Annotated in this window: 15 protein-coding genes; 7 read left to right on the top strand and 8 right to left on the bottom strand. The window is 73.5% G+C overall.

Annotation, left to right across the window (positions count from 1 at the left end):
* Nucleotides 1–71 precede the first annotated feature (71 nt).
* The gene (locus ACEZDG_RS08625) at nt 72–1,469 is read left to right on the top strand and encodes a PAS domain-containing protein (protein WP_380504871.1); all 1,398 of its coding nucleotides are present in this window, start codon (nt 72–74) and stop codon (nt 1,467–1,469) included.
* A 4-nt stretch (nt 1,470–1,473) separates the two neighbouring features.
* Here the strand turns inward: ACEZDG_RS08625 and ACEZDG_RS08620 are convergent, their stop codons facing one another.
* Nucleotides 1,474–2,223 (bottom strand): SIS domain-containing protein, encoded by a 750-nt coding sequence (locus tag ACEZDG_RS08620; protein WP_380504868.1) that lies wholly within the window; start codon nt 2,221–2,223, stop codon nt 1,474–1,476.
* A 171-nt stretch (nt 2,224–2,394) separates the two neighbouring features.
* On the opposite strand from ACEZDG_RS08620, the gene ACEZDG_RS08615 reads away from it, so the two are divergent.
* A complete protein-coding gene (locus ACEZDG_RS08615; protein WP_380504865.1) occupies nt 2,395–3,090 on the top strand; it encodes a metal-dependent transcriptional regulator in 696 nt (231 codons plus the stop codon).
* 256 nt (nt 3,091–3,346) lie between these two features.
* Here ACEZDG_RS08615 and ACEZDG_RS08610 read toward each other — a convergent pair whose 3' ends face one another.
* Nucleotides 3,347–4,060, bottom strand: a complete 714-nt coding sequence (locus tag ACEZDG_RS08610) for a bifunctional DNA primase/polymerase (RefSeq protein WP_380504862.1) — start codon at nt 4,058–4,060, stop codon at nt 3,347–3,349.
* A 304-nt stretch (nt 4,061–4,364) separates the two neighbouring features.
* Between ACEZDG_RS08610 and ACEZDG_RS08605 the strand changes: the two genes are divergently transcribed.
* Nucleotides 4,365–5,744, top strand: a complete 1,380-nt coding sequence (locus ACEZDG_RS08605; protein WP_380504859.1) for a transcriptional regulator — start codon at nt 4,365–4,367, stop codon at nt 5,742–5,744.
* A 117-nt stretch (nt 5,745–5,861) separates the two neighbouring features.
* Nucleotides 5,862–6,833 (top strand): hypothetical protein, encoded by a 972-nt coding sequence (locus tag ACEZDG_RS08600; protein WP_380504856.1) that lies wholly within the window; start codon nt 5,862–5,864, stop codon nt 6,831–6,833.
* A 13-nt stretch (nt 6,834–6,846) separates the two neighbouring features.
* On the opposite strand, the gene ACEZDG_RS08595 is transcribed toward ACEZDG_RS08600, so the two are convergent.
* A complete protein-coding gene (locus tag ACEZDG_RS08595) occupies nt 6,847–8,088 on the bottom strand; it encodes an ABC transporter substrate-binding protein (RefSeq protein WP_380504853.1) in 1,242 nt (413 codons plus the stop codon).
* A gap of 151 nt (nt 8,089–8,239) precedes the next feature.
* Here ACEZDG_RS08595 and ACEZDG_RS08590 point away from each other — a divergent pair, with 151 nt between their 5' ends.
* Together ACEZDG_RS08590 and purU are read left to right on the top strand one after the other, a co-directional pair.
* Nucleotides 8,240–8,749, top strand: coding sequence for an SCO4402 family protein (locus ACEZDG_RS08590; RefSeq protein WP_380504850.1), 510 nt, complete (start codon nt 8,240–8,242; stop codon nt 8,747–8,749).
* A 70-nt stretch (nt 8,750–8,819) separates the two neighbouring features.
* Entirely contained in the window at nt 8,820–9,698 is an 879-nt protein-coding gene (gene purU / locus ACEZDG_RS08585; protein ID WP_380504847.1) for a formyltetrahydrofolate deformylase, read from the top strand.
* Between the two features lie 16 nt (nt 9,699–9,714).
* Here purU and ACEZDG_RS08580 read toward each other — a convergent pair whose 3' ends face one another.
* On the bottom strand, nt 9,715–10,905 hold the full coding sequence (locus ACEZDG_RS08580) for a maleylpyruvate isomerase N-terminal domain-containing protein (protein ID WP_380504844.1): 1,191 nt from the start codon (nt 10,903–10,905) through the stop codon (nt 9,715–9,717).
* Nucleotides 10,902–11,462, bottom strand: coding sequence for a sigma-70 family RNA polymerase sigma factor (locus tag ACEZDG_RS08575; protein WP_380504841.1), 561 nt, complete (start codon nt 11,460–11,462; stop codon nt 10,902–10,904). The genes ACEZDG_RS08580 and ACEZDG_RS08575 overlap by 4 nt, the downstream gene beginning before the upstream one ends.
* Before the next feature lie 216 nt (nt 11,463–11,678).
* Between ACEZDG_RS08575 and ACEZDG_RS08570 the strand changes: the two genes are divergently transcribed.
* On the top strand, nt 11,679–13,883 hold the full coding sequence (locus ACEZDG_RS08570; RefSeq protein WP_380504838.1) for a bifunctional glycosyltransferase/CDP-glycerol:glycerophosphate glycerophosphotransferase: 2,205 nt from the start codon (nt 11,679–11,681) through the stop codon (nt 13,881–13,883).
* 17 nt (nt 13,884–13,900) lie between these two features.
* Here ACEZDG_RS08570 and ACEZDG_RS08565 read toward each other — a convergent pair whose 3' ends face one another.
* From ACEZDG_RS08565 to ACEZDG_RS08555, 3 genes are all read right to left on the bottom strand, one after another.
* Nucleotides 13,901–14,998, bottom strand: coding sequence for an alpha/beta hydrolase (locus ACEZDG_RS08565; RefSeq protein WP_380504835.1), 1,098 nt, complete (start codon nt 14,996–14,998; stop codon nt 13,901–13,903).
* Between the two features lie 118 nt (nt 14,999–15,116).
* Nucleotides 15,117–16,793, bottom strand: a complete 1,677-nt coding sequence (locus tag ACEZDG_RS08560; RefSeq protein ID WP_380504833.1) for a class I adenylate-forming enzyme family protein — start codon at nt 16,791–16,793, stop codon at nt 15,117–15,119.
* Nucleotides 16,794–16,860: 67 nt separating this feature from the next.
* Nucleotides 16,861–17,535 carry a cysteine hydrolase family protein gene (locus ACEZDG_RS08555; RefSeq protein WP_380504830.1) on the bottom strand — a complete coding sequence of 225 codons (675 nt, stop codon included), beginning with the start codon at nt 17,533–17,535 and terminating at the stop codon, nt 16,861–16,863.
* Nucleotides 17,536–17,625: the final 90 nt, after the last annotated feature.

Below are 17,625 nucleotides of genomic sequence, written 5' to 3'. Positions count from 1 at the left end.
TGGCGGAAACCGGTGTAGCCGGCGGGACGGGCGAGTTGAATGGGCAGGACCCGGTTGGGAGGTGCCAGCAGGTGAACGCCCAAGGACCCGCGACGCGGGGCGCAGCAGTGCGGCAGACCGACGCCGACGCGCGGCTGCTGGCCGCCCTGCTGGACGGCATGGAGGTCGGGCTCGCGGCGATGGACCGCGACGGCGTGCTGACCCACTGGAACCGCGAGGCGACCCGGATGCTCGGCTGGACCGCCGAGGAGTCGGTGGGCCGGAACGGCCTGGAGGGCTGGGCGCTGCGCCCGGCCGACGCGGTCGCGGTGCGCAGCCAGCTGCTCGGCGCGAGCGCCGGCGCGCCGCCCCGGGTGCATGAGTTCGCGCTGCTCACCAGGGACGGCCGCCGGGTACTGGTCCGGGCCCAGGCACACCAGGTCACCGCCCCCGACGGCCGTCCGCTCGGGCTGTACTTCGCCTTCTCCGAGGCCGGCGCCCAGGTGGAGCTGGAACGCTCGCTGGCCCTGGCCGAGGCGATGATGGACGAGGCCCCGACCGGGGTGGTGCTGGTGGACGCCGACCTGCGCCCGGCCGCCGTCGGCGACTCCGCCGCCCGCTGGCTGGACTGCGACCGCGGCGCCCTGCTCGGCCACCCGCTGGGGGAGGTGCTCGGCGACGGCGTCCAGGAGCTGGAGGCCGCCCTGCAGCACGTCCTGGCCACCGGGAAGGCGCTCAGCGGCGTCAAGCTGTGGGCCGCCCTGCGGGCCGACCCGGGCCGCCGCCGCTGCTGGCGCAGCGAGTTCGTCCGGCTCGGCTCCCCGCTGGGGGAGGAGCCGGTCCCGCTGGGCGTGGCCTGGTTCTTCGAGGACGTCACCCTGCACGAGCAGTCCGAGCAGGAGGGGACCGTGCTGCGGTTCCGGGCCACCCAGCTGCGGCGGGCCGCGCAGGCGGCGGCGGAGTGCGAGGACCCGATGGAGGGCGCGGTCGGCTACCTGGACTTCGTGCTGGCCGGTTTCGCCGACTACGCGCTGCTTGACGTGGTGCAGGGCGCCCCCGGGGCGGACGCCGACGCGCCCGACGCGGGGCTGCTGCGCGCGGCGGTGTCCCCGGTCGGCTCGACCGGGCAGGAGGCCGCCCTGGAGCCCTCCGGCATCCCCGCCCGCTACGGCGAGGTGCACCCGGCGGTACGGGCCCTGGAGCGGGCCGGGACGGTCTGCGTCTCGGACGTCCCGGCCGCCGCGGTGCCGGCCGCCGTCCCCGCCGCGGGCCCGGCCGCGCCGAGGCCGGACTGGGCCCTGCTGCGGCACTGGCCCAGCGGCACCGTGCACGGGCTGTGCACGGCGCTGCGCAGCCGCGGCCGTACCGTGGGCGTGCTCACCTTCCTGCGCGGCAGCACCCGGCCGCGGTTCGACCGGGCCGACATCGCCTACGCCGAGGACATCGCGGCCCGGGTCGCCGCCGCCGTGGACCTGGCTCGGAAGGCGTAGCAGCTCAGAAGGTGTAGAAGACGCGGTCCCTGTGCTCGGCCATCAGCTTGGCGTTCCAGTCCATCCCGCCGTCCACGTTGCCGGAGCGGAACAGCGGCGGGGTCGGCCCCTGCGCCGCCAGCAGGCCGACCGCGGTGGCCACCACGGCCTGCATCAGCGCGATGGTGGTGATGCTGGAGACCGGCCCGAAGGTGGTGTCCGCGCCCTCCGCGCTGAGCTCCCCGTCCCCGACCGCGATCTTGTTGTCCAGCACCACGTCGCACTGGTCCTTGAGGTAGGTGCCCGAGGGGTGCCGCGAGGAGACCGCCGCCGGGTAGGCCAGCGAGGTGAGTCCGATCACGGTCATCCCGCGCTCGCGGGCGTGCATCGCCAGCTCCACCGGCATCACCTGCCGTCCGGACAGCGAGATCACGAACAGCAGGTCGCCCGCCCGGGCCGGACTGGCGTCCAGCGTCGCCGTGGCCAGACCGGACACCCGTTCCAGTGAGCTGCCCAGATGGGCCGGGATGACGTCGATGCCGGTCACCCCCGGCACCGCCAGCAGATTCATCAGCACCAGGCCGCCGGCCCGGTACACCACGTCCATCGCGGCCAGCGAGGAGTGCCCGGCGCCGAAGGCGAAGACCCGCCCGCCGCTGCGCACGGTCTGCGCCAGTGCCTCCGCCGCGCGGTCGATGCCCTCGGCCTCCTCCGTGCGGACCCGCTGGAGCAGGGAGATCGCGGCGTCGAAGTACTGCCCGGCCAGATCGCTCATCGGGAATGCGCTCGCTTTCGCTCGGGTTCTGCTCTATCCGCAGGCACGCTGGTGCCTGGGCCGGGCCGCTGTCAACAGGGCCCTGGCCCCGAACTGACGGGTTTGTCGGCGGGATGCGTCAGAATTGGTTCAGCGACCACGACAGCCCACGAGGAACGGAGCCCGCGGCCGATGTCAGGGCACCTGATCGACACGACGGAAATGTATTTGCGCACGATCTTCGAATTGGAGGAGGAGGGCGTGGTACCCATGCGCGCCCGAATCGCCGAGCGCCTTGAGCAGAGCGGCCCCACGGTCAGCCAGACCGTGGCCCGGATGGAGCGTGACGGCCTGCTGGAGGTCGCCGACGACCGCCATCTGGAACTCACCGAGGGCGGCCGCAAGCTGGCCACCCGGGTGATGCGCAAGCACCGCATCGCCGAATGCCTGCTGGTCGACGTCATCGGCCTGGAGTGGGAGCAGGTCCACGCCGAGGCCTGCCGCTGGGAGCACGTGATGAGCGAGGCGGTGGAGCGGCGGGTGCTGGAACTGCTGCGCCATCCCACCCAGTCCCCGTACGGCAACCCGATCCCGGGCCTGGAGGAACTGGGCGAGCTGCCCTCGGCGGACGAGGGCGAGGCGGAGACGCTGATCACGCTTGACCTGCTGGCCCCCGGGCTGGAGGGCAAGAGCGTGGTGATCCGCCGGATCGGCGAGCCGATCCAGACGGACGCCCAGCTGATGTACACGCTGCGCCGGGCCGGGGTACAGCCGGGCGCGGTGGTCAGTGTGACCGAGGCCCCCGGCGGGGTGCTGGTCAGCAGTGGCGGCGAGGCCGCCGAACTGGACAAGGAGATCGCGGCGCACGTGTTCGTCGCCCGCGCCTGACCCGTACTCCCGCTTGACGCGCAGCAGAAGGACCCGGCTCTTTTCCCCGAGCGCCGGGTCCTTCCGCGTTCCCCCTGCGTCCCCACCCTGTGGTCCCCCCTGCCCGGCTTCCCCTCCGGGCCCCGCCCCCGGTGTCGCTGTGGCCGCCTCCGTCCCTGTGCCGCACCCTGTGGAGCCTTACGACCCCATTCCTCCCCTCGGCAGAACTCGGCAATCCTTGAGCGCTGTCACTCGAAAGTGGGGTTTTGTGCCGCGTTCAGGAGACGGCCACGGGCAGCGGCGCCTCGCGACCGCAGGCGTAGGCGATGGGGTTGATCAGCTCGGTGGCCTCGGGCAGCCAGCGGTTCAGCGTGGTGGGCTCCCTGGCCCACTGGGCGAAGCCGTAGGCGCCCACCCGGGTGGGCGGGGCGACCACCCAGTCGCCCTCGCCGTGGCCGACCAGGTCGAGCCGGCCGGGGCCCCAGCCGAGCTTCCGCAGCAGCTCGGGCAGCTTGGGCAGCGATCCCGGCAGCACCAGGAACACCAGCCGCCGCCCGCGTCCCGCGCCGGGGCCCCCGGCGCCGGGGACGGCCAGCACCGGGCCCAGCTGCACGCCCATCCGCTCCATCCGGGCCAGCGCCAGGCAGCCCGCGATCTCCGGGACGTCGATGGCGTCGAAGGCGCGTCCGGTCGGCAGCAGGACCGAGGCCAGCGGGTTCTCGCTCCACCAGCGCCGGACCACGCCGGGGCCGGCGCTGGCCTTGCGGGCCCAGTCGCGTCCGGCGGGGTGCGCGCCGGGGGCGGCGCAGGCGGGGTCGCCGCAGGAGCAGCGCAGCGGCCCGTCGTCCTCGACCAGCCAGGTGCCGGGCGCCACCTCCCAATGGCGTTCCTCCGCATAACGGACGGCTGAGTCGATCAGCAGGTCGCGGGCGCTGTCCTGGGGGACGGAGGCCGACAGGGTGGCTCCGAGGGTGTCTTCCACGCCGTGCACAACTCGCAGGGGCGGAGCGGGTTACGGGCGTTGCCTCGAAAGGGCGCCTCGGCGCGGGGGCGTGGTCTGCGGAAAGGGGGCGCGTCGGTGCACTGACGGGGCGCATGCGAGGTTCCGGAGCGAGTAGTGGGTATCTCTCCGGGGAGTCCGCTCGCTACCCTGGACGGATTGTCTCAATTGCCATGCTGCGACAAGTCACTGACGCGGCGATAGATTCACGCCTGCTCAGGCTTCAAGGGCCTCGCTCCGGGGAATGCTGGGGACCTGTCGGGGTGACCACCACGCTCGAGGGGGAGGCACGTCCATGGCCGCCAGACCACTGGTCGCACGACAGCCCAACGAACGGCTCCAGTCGCTGATCCAGGAGGCCGGCTGCTCCAACGCCGGCCTGGCCCGCCGGGTCAACCTGTGCGGCGCCGAGCACGCGCTCGACCTCCGCTACGACAAGACCTCGGTGGCCCGCTGGCTGCGCGGCCAGCAACCCCGGGGCCAGGCCCCGGCGGTGATCGCGGAGGCGATCGGGCGCAAGCTCGGCCGCCCGGTCACCGTCGAGGAGATCGGCATGGCGGACGCCAAGAACCTGTCCTCCGGCATCGGGCTGCACTTCTCACCGAGCCTCTCCGGCGCGGTCGAGCAGGCGTGCGAGCTGTGGCGCAGCGACGTCGGCCGCCGCGACTTCCTGACCGGCGCCACGGTCGCCGCCTCGGCGCTGGTGGAGCCCAGCCGGGACTGGCTGATCACCCGCCCGGACGCCCAGGTGGCCAGGGCCGGGGGCGCCAGGGTCGGCCACGCGGACGTGGCGGCGGTACGGGCCACCACCGACATGCTGGTCGACCTCGACCACCGCTTCGGCAGCGGGCACGTCCGCCCGGTGGTGGTGCACTACCTCAACAGCGTGGTCTCCGGGCTGCTCTCCGGCTCCTACCGGGAGGACACCGGGCGGGAGCTGTTCGCCGCGGTGGCCCGGCTCACCGAGCTGGCCGGGTACATGGCCATCGACACCGGCCAACCGGGCCTGGCCCAGCGGTACTACATCCAGGCGCTGCGGCTGGCCCAGGCGGCGGGGGACCGCGCCTACGGGGGCTATGTCCTGGCCGCCTCGATGAGCCATCTGGCCGCCGCCCTGGGCAACCCCCGGGAGATCGCCCAACTCGCCCGCGCCGCACAGGAGGGAGCCCGGGCCGAGGCCACCCCCACCGCGATGGCGATGTTCTACGTGGCCGAGGCCCGCGGGCACGCCCTGCTCGGCGACGCGCGCTCCTGCGAGGCGGTGGCCGGACGCGCGGTCGAGGCGATGGAGCACAGCCGCCCCGAGGACGACCCGGAGTGGATCAGCCACTTCGACGCGGCCTACCTGGCCGACGAACTCGCGCACTGCCACCGGGATCTGGACCAGCCCAAGCAGTCCGCCCGGCAGGCCGAACGGGCGCTGCACGGCCACCCGGAGACCCGGGTCCGCCGCCGCGCGGTGGACCTGGTGCTGCTGGCCACCGCCCAGTTGCAGCTGCGGGACGTCGAGCAGGCGTGCGAAACCGGGGCCCGCGCGGTCGAGTTGCTCTCCGGGCTGCGCTCGGCCCGCGGCGCGGAGTACCTGGACGACTTCCGGCGCAGGCTGGAACCGTACCGGGAGCAGCGCGCGGTGAGGGAGTTCCAGGCCAGGACGCTGGCGGAGGTGGCCGCCTGACCGCGCGGCCCCGGCCGCGGGTCCCAACGGGCGTCAACGGGGAGGGTTTGTGGCCACCCGCCCGAGTGAACCGGTAGCGTGGCCTCCGAGCCTTTCTGTTCTGACAGAGGAATCGCGTTGAACCACCGCCGACCGAGCCATGACGAGCTGACGCCCGAGGACCTGTTCAGACCCGAACCCGCGCAGGGCACCACGATTCCCGGCGAGGTGGTCCGGTCGAGCGAGATGCCCTGGAACAGCCCGCAGCCGCAGCAGCCCGAGTACTACGGCGAACCGCAGCCGCAGGCGCCGTACCAGCAGGTCCAGCCGCCGGCCGAAGAGGCGTCGACCCAGTTCATGCCGCCCTTCCCGGCCGCGCCGCAGCAGTCCTACGGCGGTTATCCGCCGCAGCAGGACTACGGCCGCGGCTACCAGCCGCCGGTGCCCCCGCAGGCCGCGCCCCCCGGGCCGGCCGGGCGGGCCCCGCGCCGGTTCAGCCCGATGGTGATCGGCATCGCCGTGGTGGCAGGCTGCGCCGTGCTCGGCATCGGCGTCGCCGCCGCGGTGAGCGGCGGCGGCAGCGGCACCGGTACGGCCGGCAGCGGCGCGAGCGCCTCCAGCAGCGCCTCGGCGTCGTCCGCGGCGGCCGGGGCCCCGGCCGACCAGGCCCAGGCCCAGGCGCTGTCGGACCTGCTCAAGGGGGCCGCGAACAGCCGTTCGGCGGTGGTCGCCGCGGTGGGCGACATCGAGCACTGCCAGAACCTGGACGGGGCGGCGCAGGACCTCAGCGCCGCGGCCACGTCCCGGGGCCAGCTGGTCCAGCAGCTGGAGGGCCTGCAGACCGACAAGCTCCCCGACGGCACCGAGCTGGTGACCGCGCTGAAGGAGGGCTGGAACGCCTCCAAGAACGCCGACACCCACTACGCGGCCTGGGCGAAGCAGTCCAAGAGCAGCTGCGACCACAAGCACAAGCCCGCCGCCGGGGGCGAGAAGCGGGCCGGCGACAGTGCCAGCTCGACCGCCACCGTGGCGAAGCAGAAGGCGTCCCGGCTCTGGGACGCCATCGCTTCGCCGACCGGCCTGCCCAAGCGGTCGAGCATCCAGCTCTGAACCGGCGCCGCGCTCAGGCGCCGGGGGTCTGCACCAGCAGCTTGCGGACGTCCACCGGGCCGGTCCCGGCCTCGGCCAGCTGGCCCTTGCGCACCTGGAGGAACTGCACCTGGGTGTTCACCAGCCGGGGCGCCGAGGCCAGCGGCAGCATGTCGCCGGCCCGCCAGGCCAGCGGCGGGGTCTGTCCGGTGGTGATCGGGTCGCAGTAGTTCAGGAAGCCGCGCAGCGTGCTCCCGGTGATCCGGCCGTTGATCCCGGCGGCGGCCCGGCGCAGCACCTCGTAGGCGATCCAGGTGGTCTGCTCGCCCGGGTCCGCGGTGTTGATGCGGTTGTCGGTGAAGGCGTACTTCTTGACCGCGGCGTGCAGTCCGTCCCACACCGGGCTGTCGTCCGGGGGGTACCAGCTGGTGGCGAGGGCGGCCCGGAGCGGGCCCGCGTCACCGCCGGTGGAGTCGACCAGCGACTGCTGGAAGCTGCCGATCACCGAGGAGAGCTGGGTGTGCTTGGGCTCCAGCCGCCGGTAGTCGTCGAAGAAGGTGGCGGTGGACGCCGGGTCGAGGGTGGTGGTGACGCAGGAGTGCGCCCGGTCGGCCCCGATCGCCCTGGCCGCCTCGGTGGTGTAGTCGGTGCGGCCGGGGGTGACGGCGATCGACACGGCGTTGATGTGCCCGGTGGCCAGGCCCACGTCGAGGAAGTTGAGCATGCTGGCGGCGGACGCGGTGTCCGGGCCGACCACGGCCACCCGGCGGCAGCCGGACTGCACCAGCTGCTCGCCGCTCCCCGCGAGCAGGGCCTGGTAGCCCCCGTTGACCGGGTAGGAGTACGGGGAGGTGAACTCGGCCGAGGAGAGCCCGAACCCGCCGATGTAGGGGATCCCGGCGGCCTCCAGCAGGGGCATGAAGGTGTCCCCGTTCTCGCTGTACGAGCCGACCACCGCGACCACCCCGGCGCTGACGGCCTGGTTGACGCAGTCGGTGACCCCGGCGACGGTGCCGTGCTCGTCGCAGGTCAGCACCTGCAGCTGGCGCCCGCCCAGCCCGCCGGAGCCGTTGATCTGCTTCTCGATCGCCGCGGCCAGGGCGGTCACCCCGGGCTGTCCGCCCACCGAACTGTCCTCGGGGGCCCAGGTCATCACTCTGACAGTGGATCCCTCGGACGCGTCGGCATTGCCGCCGCAGCCGGCGAGTGCACCGGCCAGCAGCGCCGCGCCGACGGCGGCGGTGGTGCACCGTACGAACCTCGTGCTGGAACCCATTGCTGTGGTGCTCCTCACGCTCATGTGCCCCCGTGGCCAGTTGCCGGGGAAAGCCTCGACGGCACGCCGGACGGGAGGGCCGACAGTCCGGTAACGGCGGACCAACGCAGGGGGAACAGCGGGCGAGGAGGGGAACGTAGGATCGATTCTCATGCAGGGTTCACAGCACAATTCGGTGAAGTCTTCCCGAACGGCCACTCGCTCCAGCACCATGGGCGCTATGCCGCTCACAGACATCCCCTGGTGGCGCTGGCGGGCCCGGGTCCGTTCGGCGCTGCACATGCTCGGAGACCCCGCCTTCCAGCAGGAGTGCTGGGTGGCCGGCCGGGAGGGCTACGGCGACGTCACCGACGCCGTGTACCGCCTGGTCGAGGACACCTGGCTGGACCGCTGGTCCGCCGAGAAGTACGTCGGCACGCTGTTCCGCGACTCGGCCGAGGCGTCGCTGGTCGACACCGCGGTGCTCCGGGTGCTGCGGATCCTGCACCAGGTCGGCCCGGACGCGCCGTCCGCCGCCTATCTGCAGCACCACGCCTGGCCCGAGGCGGTCCGCGCCTGCCGCGACGCGCACATCCGGCTGTCCCTCAACGACGGCGAGGATCCGGACCCGGCGCCGCGCTCGCTGGAGGTGCTGGGCATCCTCACGAGGGTCGGAGCCTGAGACGGTCGGCCCCCCGACCGGCCGGCTGTGGCACCCTGGGCTCCCAGCAGATCGCGCGAAGGGACCCCCGGTGGCACAGGTGGCACAGCAGCAGCCCGGCACGGGCCAGTACGTACTGACCCTCTCCTGCCCGGACAAGCAGGGCATCGTGCACGCCGTGTCCAGCTACCTCTTCCTGACCGGCTGCAACATCGTCGACAGCCAGCAGTTCGGCGACGCCAGCAGCGGCCTGTACTTCATGCGGGTGCACTTCTCGGCCGAGCCCCCGGTCACCCTGGAGAAGCTGCGGGCCAGCTTCGCCGCCACCGGCGACGCCTTCCGGATGGACTGGCAGCTGCACCCCTCCGCCGAGCGGACCAGGATGCTGCTGCTGGTCAGCAAGTTCGGCCACTGCCTCAACGACCTGCTGTTCCGGGCCGGCAGCGGCGCGCTGCCGGTGGACGTGGTCGGGGTGGTGTCCAACCACACCGACTTCCAGGAGCTGGCCGGCTCCTACGGCGTCCCGTTCCACCACATCCCGGTGACCGCCGACACCAAGGCGGAGGCCGAGGCGCAGCTGCTGGATCTGGTGCGGACCGAGCAGGTGGACCTGGTGGTGCTGGCCCGCTACATGCAGGTGCTCTCGGACGACCTCTGCAAGGCCCTGGCCGGCCGGGCGATCAACATCCACCACAGCTTCCTGCCGAGCTTCAAGGGCGCCAAGCCCTACCACCAGGCGCACGCCCGCGGCGTGAAGCTGATCGGCGCGACCGCGCACTACGTCACGGCGCAGCTGGACGAGGGCCCGATCATCGAGCAGGAGGTGGTCCGGGTCAGCCACGACGTGAACCCGGAGCAGCTGGTGGCGCTGGGCCGGGACGCCGAGTGCCAGGCGCTGGCGCGCGCGGTGAAGTGGCACGCCGAGCACCGGGTGCTGCTCAACGGCAGCCGCACCGTCGTCTTCACCTGACGGACCCCGACCGGGGTCAGGGGCGGGACAGCAGCCGGGCGGCGTGCAGCAGGTCCCGGGCCGCGGCGCGGTCCCCGGTGATCCCGCACGGGGTCCGGTCCGCGTCCCGGTGCGCCGCGCAGAGGAAGCAGAACTCCACCCCGTCGATGGCGAGGGTGGCCACCGGCTCGATGTCGTGCGGCAGCGGGCCCGAGCCCTCGGGCAGGGGTTCCAGCGGGACCAGCCACTCGCTCTCGCCGCGCCCCTCGATGATCAGCTTCACCGCCCTGATCCCGCGCGGGTCGCCGTAGGACGGGCTGTGCCAGGCGGTGAGCGAGGCCATGCCCTGGGCCCGCAGCGCGGCCATCGCGTGCGGCAGCATCCGGGTGGCCAGGTCGACCATCATCCGGATGTGCACCCCGCGCGGCGGGCCGTAGGGCCAGCCGATGGCCTCGGCCACGTCGTCGGCGTGGATCCAGCACTCGAAGGCGCGGTCCACGAAGGCGTCCCTGACCGGCAGTCGGAACGCCCCGTAGTCGACCAGGACGTCGCCGGCGCCGTCGTCCCGCCCGGCGGCCAGGGCGGCAGTCTCCACCAGGGCCCGGGTCTGCTCGCGCCAGAACGAGCGCACCGCCTCCGGGCCGCGGCGGCGCTGGGCGTGCATCAGCCGGGCGGTGCGCCGCACCAGGTCGATGCCGGGCGCCGCGGCGTCCGCCGGGCTCGGCGGCACCGGGTCGGGCAGCCCGAGCGCCCGCGACAGCACCCCGTCCACCGCGGTGAGATGGCACAGCACCTCGGCCGGGCGCCACTGCTCGACGCCGCCGTGCCACGGCAGTTCGGCGCGCTGCACCCAGTCCGACTCGCCCAGGTCGCGCAGCAGCGCGTCCAGCCGGGCGGTCTCGGCGACGAAGGCCGAGGCGTAGTCGGGGATCCTGATCTCGGCCGGGCGCACCGCCAGCGCCCGGGCCAGCACCTGGGTACGCAGCGTCGGCGCGGGGTCCAGCGGCTCGTCGGCGGAGAGCCAGCCCGCCGCGTCCCGCAGCCGGGCCGCCTCGTCGGCGCAGGAGGGGCACCCGGCCAGGTGCTTCTCCACCCACTCGGCCTCGCCCAGCGGGCAGGCGTTCAGGGCCCAGGCGCCGAGCAGGCCGCGCAGGGTGTCGTGGTCGGGCTGGGCCTCCCCGGAGGGCTGGGCTTCCCCGGAGATGCCCGGGCGCAGGGGACCGGTCATGGAGTGTGCTCCGTGGAGAGGGCGGTGGCGAGCAGTTGGAGGCCGAGCCGCATCCGGTGCTTCGCGGTGGCCGCGCTGATCCCCAGTTCCTTGGCGGCCTGCTGGTACGTCCGGCCGCCGAAGTAGGTGAGGACCAGGGTGTCCCGAAGGGCCTGCGGGAGTGAGGTGACGACGTACTGCACCCGGGCGGCGGTGGCCTCGGCGAGCACCTGCTCCTCGACGCTGGAGGACTCCAGCGGCACCGGGTAGCCGTCCGGGTCGTCCGTCGCGGCCTCGTCCTGGCGCAGGCGTTCGACGGCACGGCGGTGGGTGAGGGTGCCGATCCAGGAGCGCATCGAGCCGTGCGAGGGGTCGAACTCCTCGGGGTGCTCCCAGACATGGGCGAACACCTCGCGGGTGATCTGCTCGGCGAGTTCGGCGTCGGGGACGATCCGGCCGGCCAGGCCGTGCACCAGCGGCGCGAACTGGTCGTACAGCTCGCTGAGCGCGGACTCCTCGCCGCGGGCCAGGCGGCGTTGGATCTGACGGTCCCAACGGATGGGGGCCGGCGTGGCCATGGTCACCACCCTTCCTTCAGGCACCGTACTTTCCCGGTCGTTCAAACGTATCGCTCCCGGGGAGGGATACGCGCAGATTTGGTGAAACCGTGGCAAGCAGCCGGTCAGGCCGAGTGCCGACTCCGGTCCGATCCGGTCGCCCCTGCCGGTCGGGGCGCCGCCGGGCGCCAAGTAGGCTCGGGGCTGCGCGCTCCCCGGCCCTTGGAGAAGACCCCCGTGAACCCCGCCGTGACCCTCTCCCTCGTCCTGCCCGTGCACGGGGTCGCCGAGTACCTCCCCCGCTGTCTGGACTCGGTCCTGGCCGGCGGGCCCGACCGGCTGCCCGGCCTGCAGGTGATCGCCGTGGACGACCGCTCCCCGGACGCCTCCGGCGCGATCCTGGACGAGTACGCCGCCCGCGACCCCCGGCTCACCGTGCTGCACCTGCCGGAGAACCTCGGCCAGGGCGGCGCCCGCGCGGCCGGGCTCGACCTGGCCACCGGCGACTACATCTGGTTCGTCGACCCGGACGACTGGCTGGCCGAGGGCGCGCTCGAGGCGGTGGCCGCCCGGCTGTCCGGCTTCCCGGCCGCCGAGCGCCCGGACGTGCTGGTCACCGGCTTCGTCCGGTCCTACCCGGACGGCGGGGTGGAGGCCGACACCTGGCGCGGGCTGATGACCGGGGCGCCGGAGAGCTTCACCCTGGCCGAGTGGCCCGGGGCGCTGAGCATGATCCTGGCGGTCTGGAACAAGGTCACCCGCCGCGCCTACCTGGAGCAGCTGCGCGCGCAGGGCGTGCGCTTCGGCCCCAGCCACTACGAGGACATCGCGGTCGCCTACCCGATGCTGCTCGGCGCGGCCCGGATCAGCTTCCTGGACCTGGACGTCTACCACTACCGCCGGCTGCGCCCGGGGGCGATCACCACCACCCCCTCGCCCAAGCACCTGGACGTCTTCGCCGAGTACGACGCGATCTTCGCCTTCCTGGACAGCCGCCCGGACATCCCGGCGGAGCTGCGCGGCCTGGTCTTCGACCGCACCCTGCGGCAGGCGGTGACCGTGCTGGACACCCCCGGCCTGGTCCCGGCCGAGCTGCGCCGGGAGTTCTTCTCCCGGGCCGCCGACCACGTCCGCCGGCACCGCCCGGCCGGGCACCGGCACCCGGGCGGGCTGCGCGGCGTTCAGTACCGGCTGGTCGAGCGGGACTCCTGGGGCGCGTACCAGCGGCTGCGCCCGCTGCAGGCGCTTCCGCGCACGGTGAAGGGGGCGGTCAGGACCACCGCCCGGCGCAGCGTCCCGCTGGCCCGCCGGGCCGTGCGCGGCACCGCCAGGCGCGGGCTCTACGCCGCCTACCAGCAGCTCCCGCTGGACGACAAGCTGGCCGTGTACGCGGCCTACTGGTACCGGGGCTACGCCTGCAACCCGGCCGCGATCTACCGCAAGGCACGCGAACTCGCCCCGGAGGTACGGGGGGTGTGGGTGGTCGCGGACGCCGCCAAGGCCGCCGCGCTGCCGCCGGACGTGCCGTATGTGATCGCCAATACGCCCGCCTACCTCAAGCTGATGGCCACCGCGAAGTACCTGGTCAACAATGTCAACTTCCCCGGCAATATGACCAAGCGGCCCGGATCGGTGCACCTGCAGACCCAGCACGGCACCCCGGTGAAGCTGATGGGCATGGATATGCGGGGCCACCCCCGCGGCGCGGACGAGATGGACTTCGAGCGGCTGCTCGAACGCGTGGCCCGCTGGGACTACCTGGTGTCGTCCAACCCGCACACCACCGCGGCCTTCAATTCCGCCTACCCGGGCGGCTACCGGGTGCTGGAGACCGGCTACCCGCGCAACGACCGCCTGGCCAATGGCACGGCGGGGGAGGCCCGGGAGATCCGGGAGCGGCTGGGCATCCCCGAGGGGCGCAGGACCGTGCTCTACGCGCCCACCCGGCGCGAGCAGCACGCGGGCTACGTCCCCGCGCTGGACCTGGAGGCCCTCGCCACCGCGCTCGGCCCCGGGGTCACCCTGCTGGTGCGGGCCCACTACTACTACACCGCCGCCCGCCCGGCCGGGTTGGGCGCGGGCCAGGTCCTGGACGTCTCCGAGTACCCCTCGGTCGAGGAACTGTGCCTGGCCGCCGACGTCCTGGTCACCGACTACTCCTCACTGATGTTCGACTACGCGGTGCTGGACCGGCCGATCGTGCTGTTCACCCCGGACTGGGAGGAGTACCAGCGGTTCCGCGGCGTCTACTTCGACCTGATGGAGCAGCCGCCGGGATCGGTGGCGAGCACCGAGGCGGAGCTGACGGCGCTGCTGGCCGCGCCGGAGACGGCGGACTCGGTGAAGCTGCGGGCGGCCTTCCGCGAGCGCTTCTGCCCCTGGGACGACGGCGGCGCGGCCGAACGCGTGGTCCGCGCGGTCTTCCCGGTCCAACAGGACTAGCAGCCGCCCGCGGAGCCTCAGCGGGCGATCTGCTGGGACACCCAGACCAGCCCCGGGGTCATCTCGGCGATGAAGGTCCCGGTGTCGTGCTGGCCCTTGGCCAGTGTCAGCACCTGGCTGGTCCGCGGCTGGTGCAGCGCCCGGACCAGCGCGGTCGCGTCGCCCACGGTGCCGGGGTCCTGCCGGGACCCCATCGCCAGCAGCACCAGGTCCGGCTGCACGGCCTGGTTCCGCAGCTGCAGCAGCGGGTTGTTCGCGGCGGCCAGCTGCGGGTCCCGGGCCACCACCGAGGCGAGCGGGGCGTTGTAGCCGGACATGCTGACCGCGGCGTGGAAGGTCTTCGGGTAGTGCAGCGCGACATTGGCGGCGCAGTAGCCGCCGGCCGAGTAGCCCATGATGGCCCACTTGCGGCCGTCGTCCGCGGCCCTGAAGTGCTTCTTGACCAGCGCGGGGACGTCCCGTCCCAGCCAGGTCGCGGTGCGGTAGCTGCCGGGCAGGTCGGCGCAGCCGGAGTCCCTGGAGCCGCCGAACATGTTCATCCGGGCGGAGACCAGGATCATCGGCTTGACCTTGCCCTCCGCCATCAGCCGCGCCATGGCCCGGTCGGCCCGCATGGTGCCGAACCAGGTCTGCGGCACCCCCGGGGTGCCGGGCAGCAGCTCCAGCACCGGGAACCTGGTGTGCGCGTAGGCCGGGTCGTTGTACTGCGGCGGCAGCCAGACGAAGAGCTCGCCCTTGATCCTGGAGTCCGGGCCGACGGCGGTGGTGCGCAGCACGTCGGAGCTGTACTTGGTGAAGACCAGCTTCTGGGCGGCCGTGCCGGTCGCGTTGCCGTCCGCACCCACCGGACGGCCCTCGGCCGAGGGGAGCTGCACCTCGGCGTTGGCGCCGAAGAGCGAGCCCCAGGTGTCGTAGAAGGGCCCCATGCTGTTGTTGACGTACACCAGGACCATCACCACCGCCGCGACCTGGCTGAAGACGGTCAGGCCGACCCGCGCGGCGATCCGCGCCGGGGTCGGCCCGGGTATCCGGTTCCAGACCAGCACCAGCGCCGCCACGGTGAGCACGACCAGGGCGATGGTGAGGACAAAAAAGGGCGTGCCTGTGAGACTCATTGCTGACCTTTGGGTGGAGAAGCCCCGGGTGACGGCTTCACTCTGAGCCTACCTGCGGCCTTTCCCGGGGCCTCATACCCATGGATGAACACCCTCCGGCCGTCCGGCGGGGGCGATCTCAGCCCTGTGTCAACCCCGGGCCGGGGCCTGCCAGGGCCGGGTCCTGCCAGGGCAGCACCGCGAAGAGGGCGCGCAGCTCGTGCTTCAGCACCTTGTGCAGGGTGTCGTTGCGGGGCAGCGCGTCCACCACCTCCAACTGCTCCGGGATCTTCTGCGCCATCAGCCCGGCCGCCCGCAGCAGCACGGCGACCTCGGCCAGCGTCGGCGGCTCGACCCCGGGCCGCCGCTCGACCACCGCGCAGACCCGTTCGCCGCGCACCGGGTCCGGCAGCCCGATCACCGCGACCGCGCCGACCCGGGGGTCCTGGTAGAGCAGGTCCTCGATCTCCTTGGCGGAGATGTTCTCGCCCTTGCGGATGATGATGTCCTTGAGCCGCCCGGTGAGCACCAGATGGCCGTCCTCGCGGAGGTGGCCGAGGTCGCCGGTGTGCAGCCAGGGCAGCAGCCCGGCCGAGTCGGCGTCGACCGAGAAGCACTCCCGGGTGAGTTCGGGGTCGGTGTAGCCCCGGCAGACCATCGGACCGCGCAGCCACACCTCGCCGTCCTCACCGTCCGCCGCCTCCGCCCCGTCGGCGGTGCGGACGATCCGCACCTCGACGCCGGTGACCGGATGGCCCTCGGTGTGGGCCAGCTGGTCCGGGGTGTCGTCGGGCGAGCCCATGCAGATGGCCGGGACCTCGGTCATCCCGTACCCGTGCGCCAGCACGCAGCCCAGTTCGTCCCGCACCTCCCGGTACATCTCCGGCGGTCGGGGCGCGCCGCCGCCGGAGATCACCCGGAGGCTGGGCAGCAGCCGCTCGCCGGGCGGCCGGGTCCGCTGCTCGGCCAGGAAGGCGGCGTAGAAGGCGGTGCTGCCGCCGGCCATGGTGACCCGCTGCCTGGTGTACGCGGGCAGCGCGTCCGGCAGCGCGAACACCTCCACCAGCAGCGCGGGGAAGCCGTGCACCAGCATGGTGACCAGGTAGTCGGGCCCGCCGATGTGGGCGTAGGGGAAGGCGATCGAGCCGACGTCCTGCGGGCCCATGCCCAGCGCGTCGGCCAGGCCCACGCCGCCGGCTATCAGGGTCCGGTCGGTGTGCAGCGCCCCCTTGGCGGCACCGGTGCTGCCCGAGGTGTAGTAGACCCAGCGGATCGGCGCCCGCTTGTCGGACAGGTCGGTCCGCGGCGGCGCGGGCAGCGCGGCCACCGCGTCCCGGTCGCCCTGCGGCAGGTCGTCCTCGGCGTAGGCGACCAGCACCCGGGGCGGTTCCGGCAGTTCGGCGGCCAGCTTCCGGGCGAAGGAGAGGTAGTCGAAGCCGCGCCACTCGCCGGGGACGAGGTAGAGCTCGGGGCGGGCCTCGCGCAGGATCTGGGCCACCTCGGCCCCCCGGTAGATGGCGATCACCGGTGTCTGCACCGCGCCCAGCCGGGCCAGCGCCAGCGAGGCGACCACGGTCTCGACCCGGGTCGGGAGCTGCCAGGCGACCCTGGTGCCCTCGCCGACGCCGTACCGCCGGTGCAGTCCGGCGGCGGTGCGCAGGGCGCGGTCGCGGACCTCGCGGAAGCTCAGCACCCGGTCCTGCCCGCGCGCGGCGTCGACCTCCTGGATCAGCATCGGCGCGTCCGGGGTCTCGGCGACCCGGCGCTCCAGCAGCTCCCAGAAGGTGCGCGCGTCGGCGACGGTGCTGCTGCTCATGGCGGCCTCCCTGATATCTGACTAGCCGTCAGATCTGGGACGAGGCTACCCACCGGGACGGTCCGGCTCAAGAGCCGGAGCCGGACCAGCGCCGGACCACCCGCTCGGCCACCGTCACCGTCGCCACCAGCGCCAGGGTATGCGTCAGCACCGCCTCCGCGTAGTCGGGCGGGGTGCCGGCCACGGCGTCCCTGGGCAGCACCACCTGGAAGCCGGCGTCCACCGCGCCGAAGGCCAGCTCCAGCAGGGCGACATTCAGCGAGACCCCGACGCAGACCAGGGTGCGGGCGCCCAGGTTGCGCAGCACCGGGGCCAGCCCGGTGTCCTGGAACGGGCCGAGCCCGTGCAGCCGGGGCAGCACCAGGTCCACGGCCGGGTCCGCGCCGATGCCCGGGTGCAGCCCGGCCGCCTCGGAACCGGGCGCGAGCGCGGCCCCCGGCTTCGCGGCGGCGACCCTGGCCGCGGCGGCGAACAGCCGGGCGTTGGTGTTCGCCCCGCGTCCGTCCGGGCGCCGCAGCGCGGTGCAGTGCAGCACCGGTACGCCCGCCCGCCGGGCCGCCGCCGAGAGCCCGCGGATCTGCCCGACCAGGTCCGTCTTCCGTGCCGCGGCGGCGAGTTCGGGGAAGACGGCGTCCGGGCCCAGCACCCCGTTCTGGCACTCGCAGGTGACCAGCGCGGTGTGCGCGGGGTCGAGCAGTGCGTCCAGCCGTGCCTCGGCCCGTGTCTCCGCGTCCGTCGCCATGGCGCGCCCTCCGTCCGGCTCCTCCGGGCGCTTGCCGCCCAACGTAAGCCTCACTAGTCTGAATCTGACGGATCGTCAGGTAAAGGGTTC

It is taken from the genome of Streptacidiphilus alkalitolerans (assembly GCF_042511045.1).
In the GTDB taxonomy this organism is placed as follows: Bacteria; Actinomycetota; Actinomycetes; order Streptomycetales; family Streptomycetaceae; genus Streptacidiphilus; species Streptacidiphilus alkalitolerans.
The sequence above is the reverse complement of the archived record's forward strand: the minus strand, read 5'-3'. Positions and strand labels throughout refer to the sequence as shown.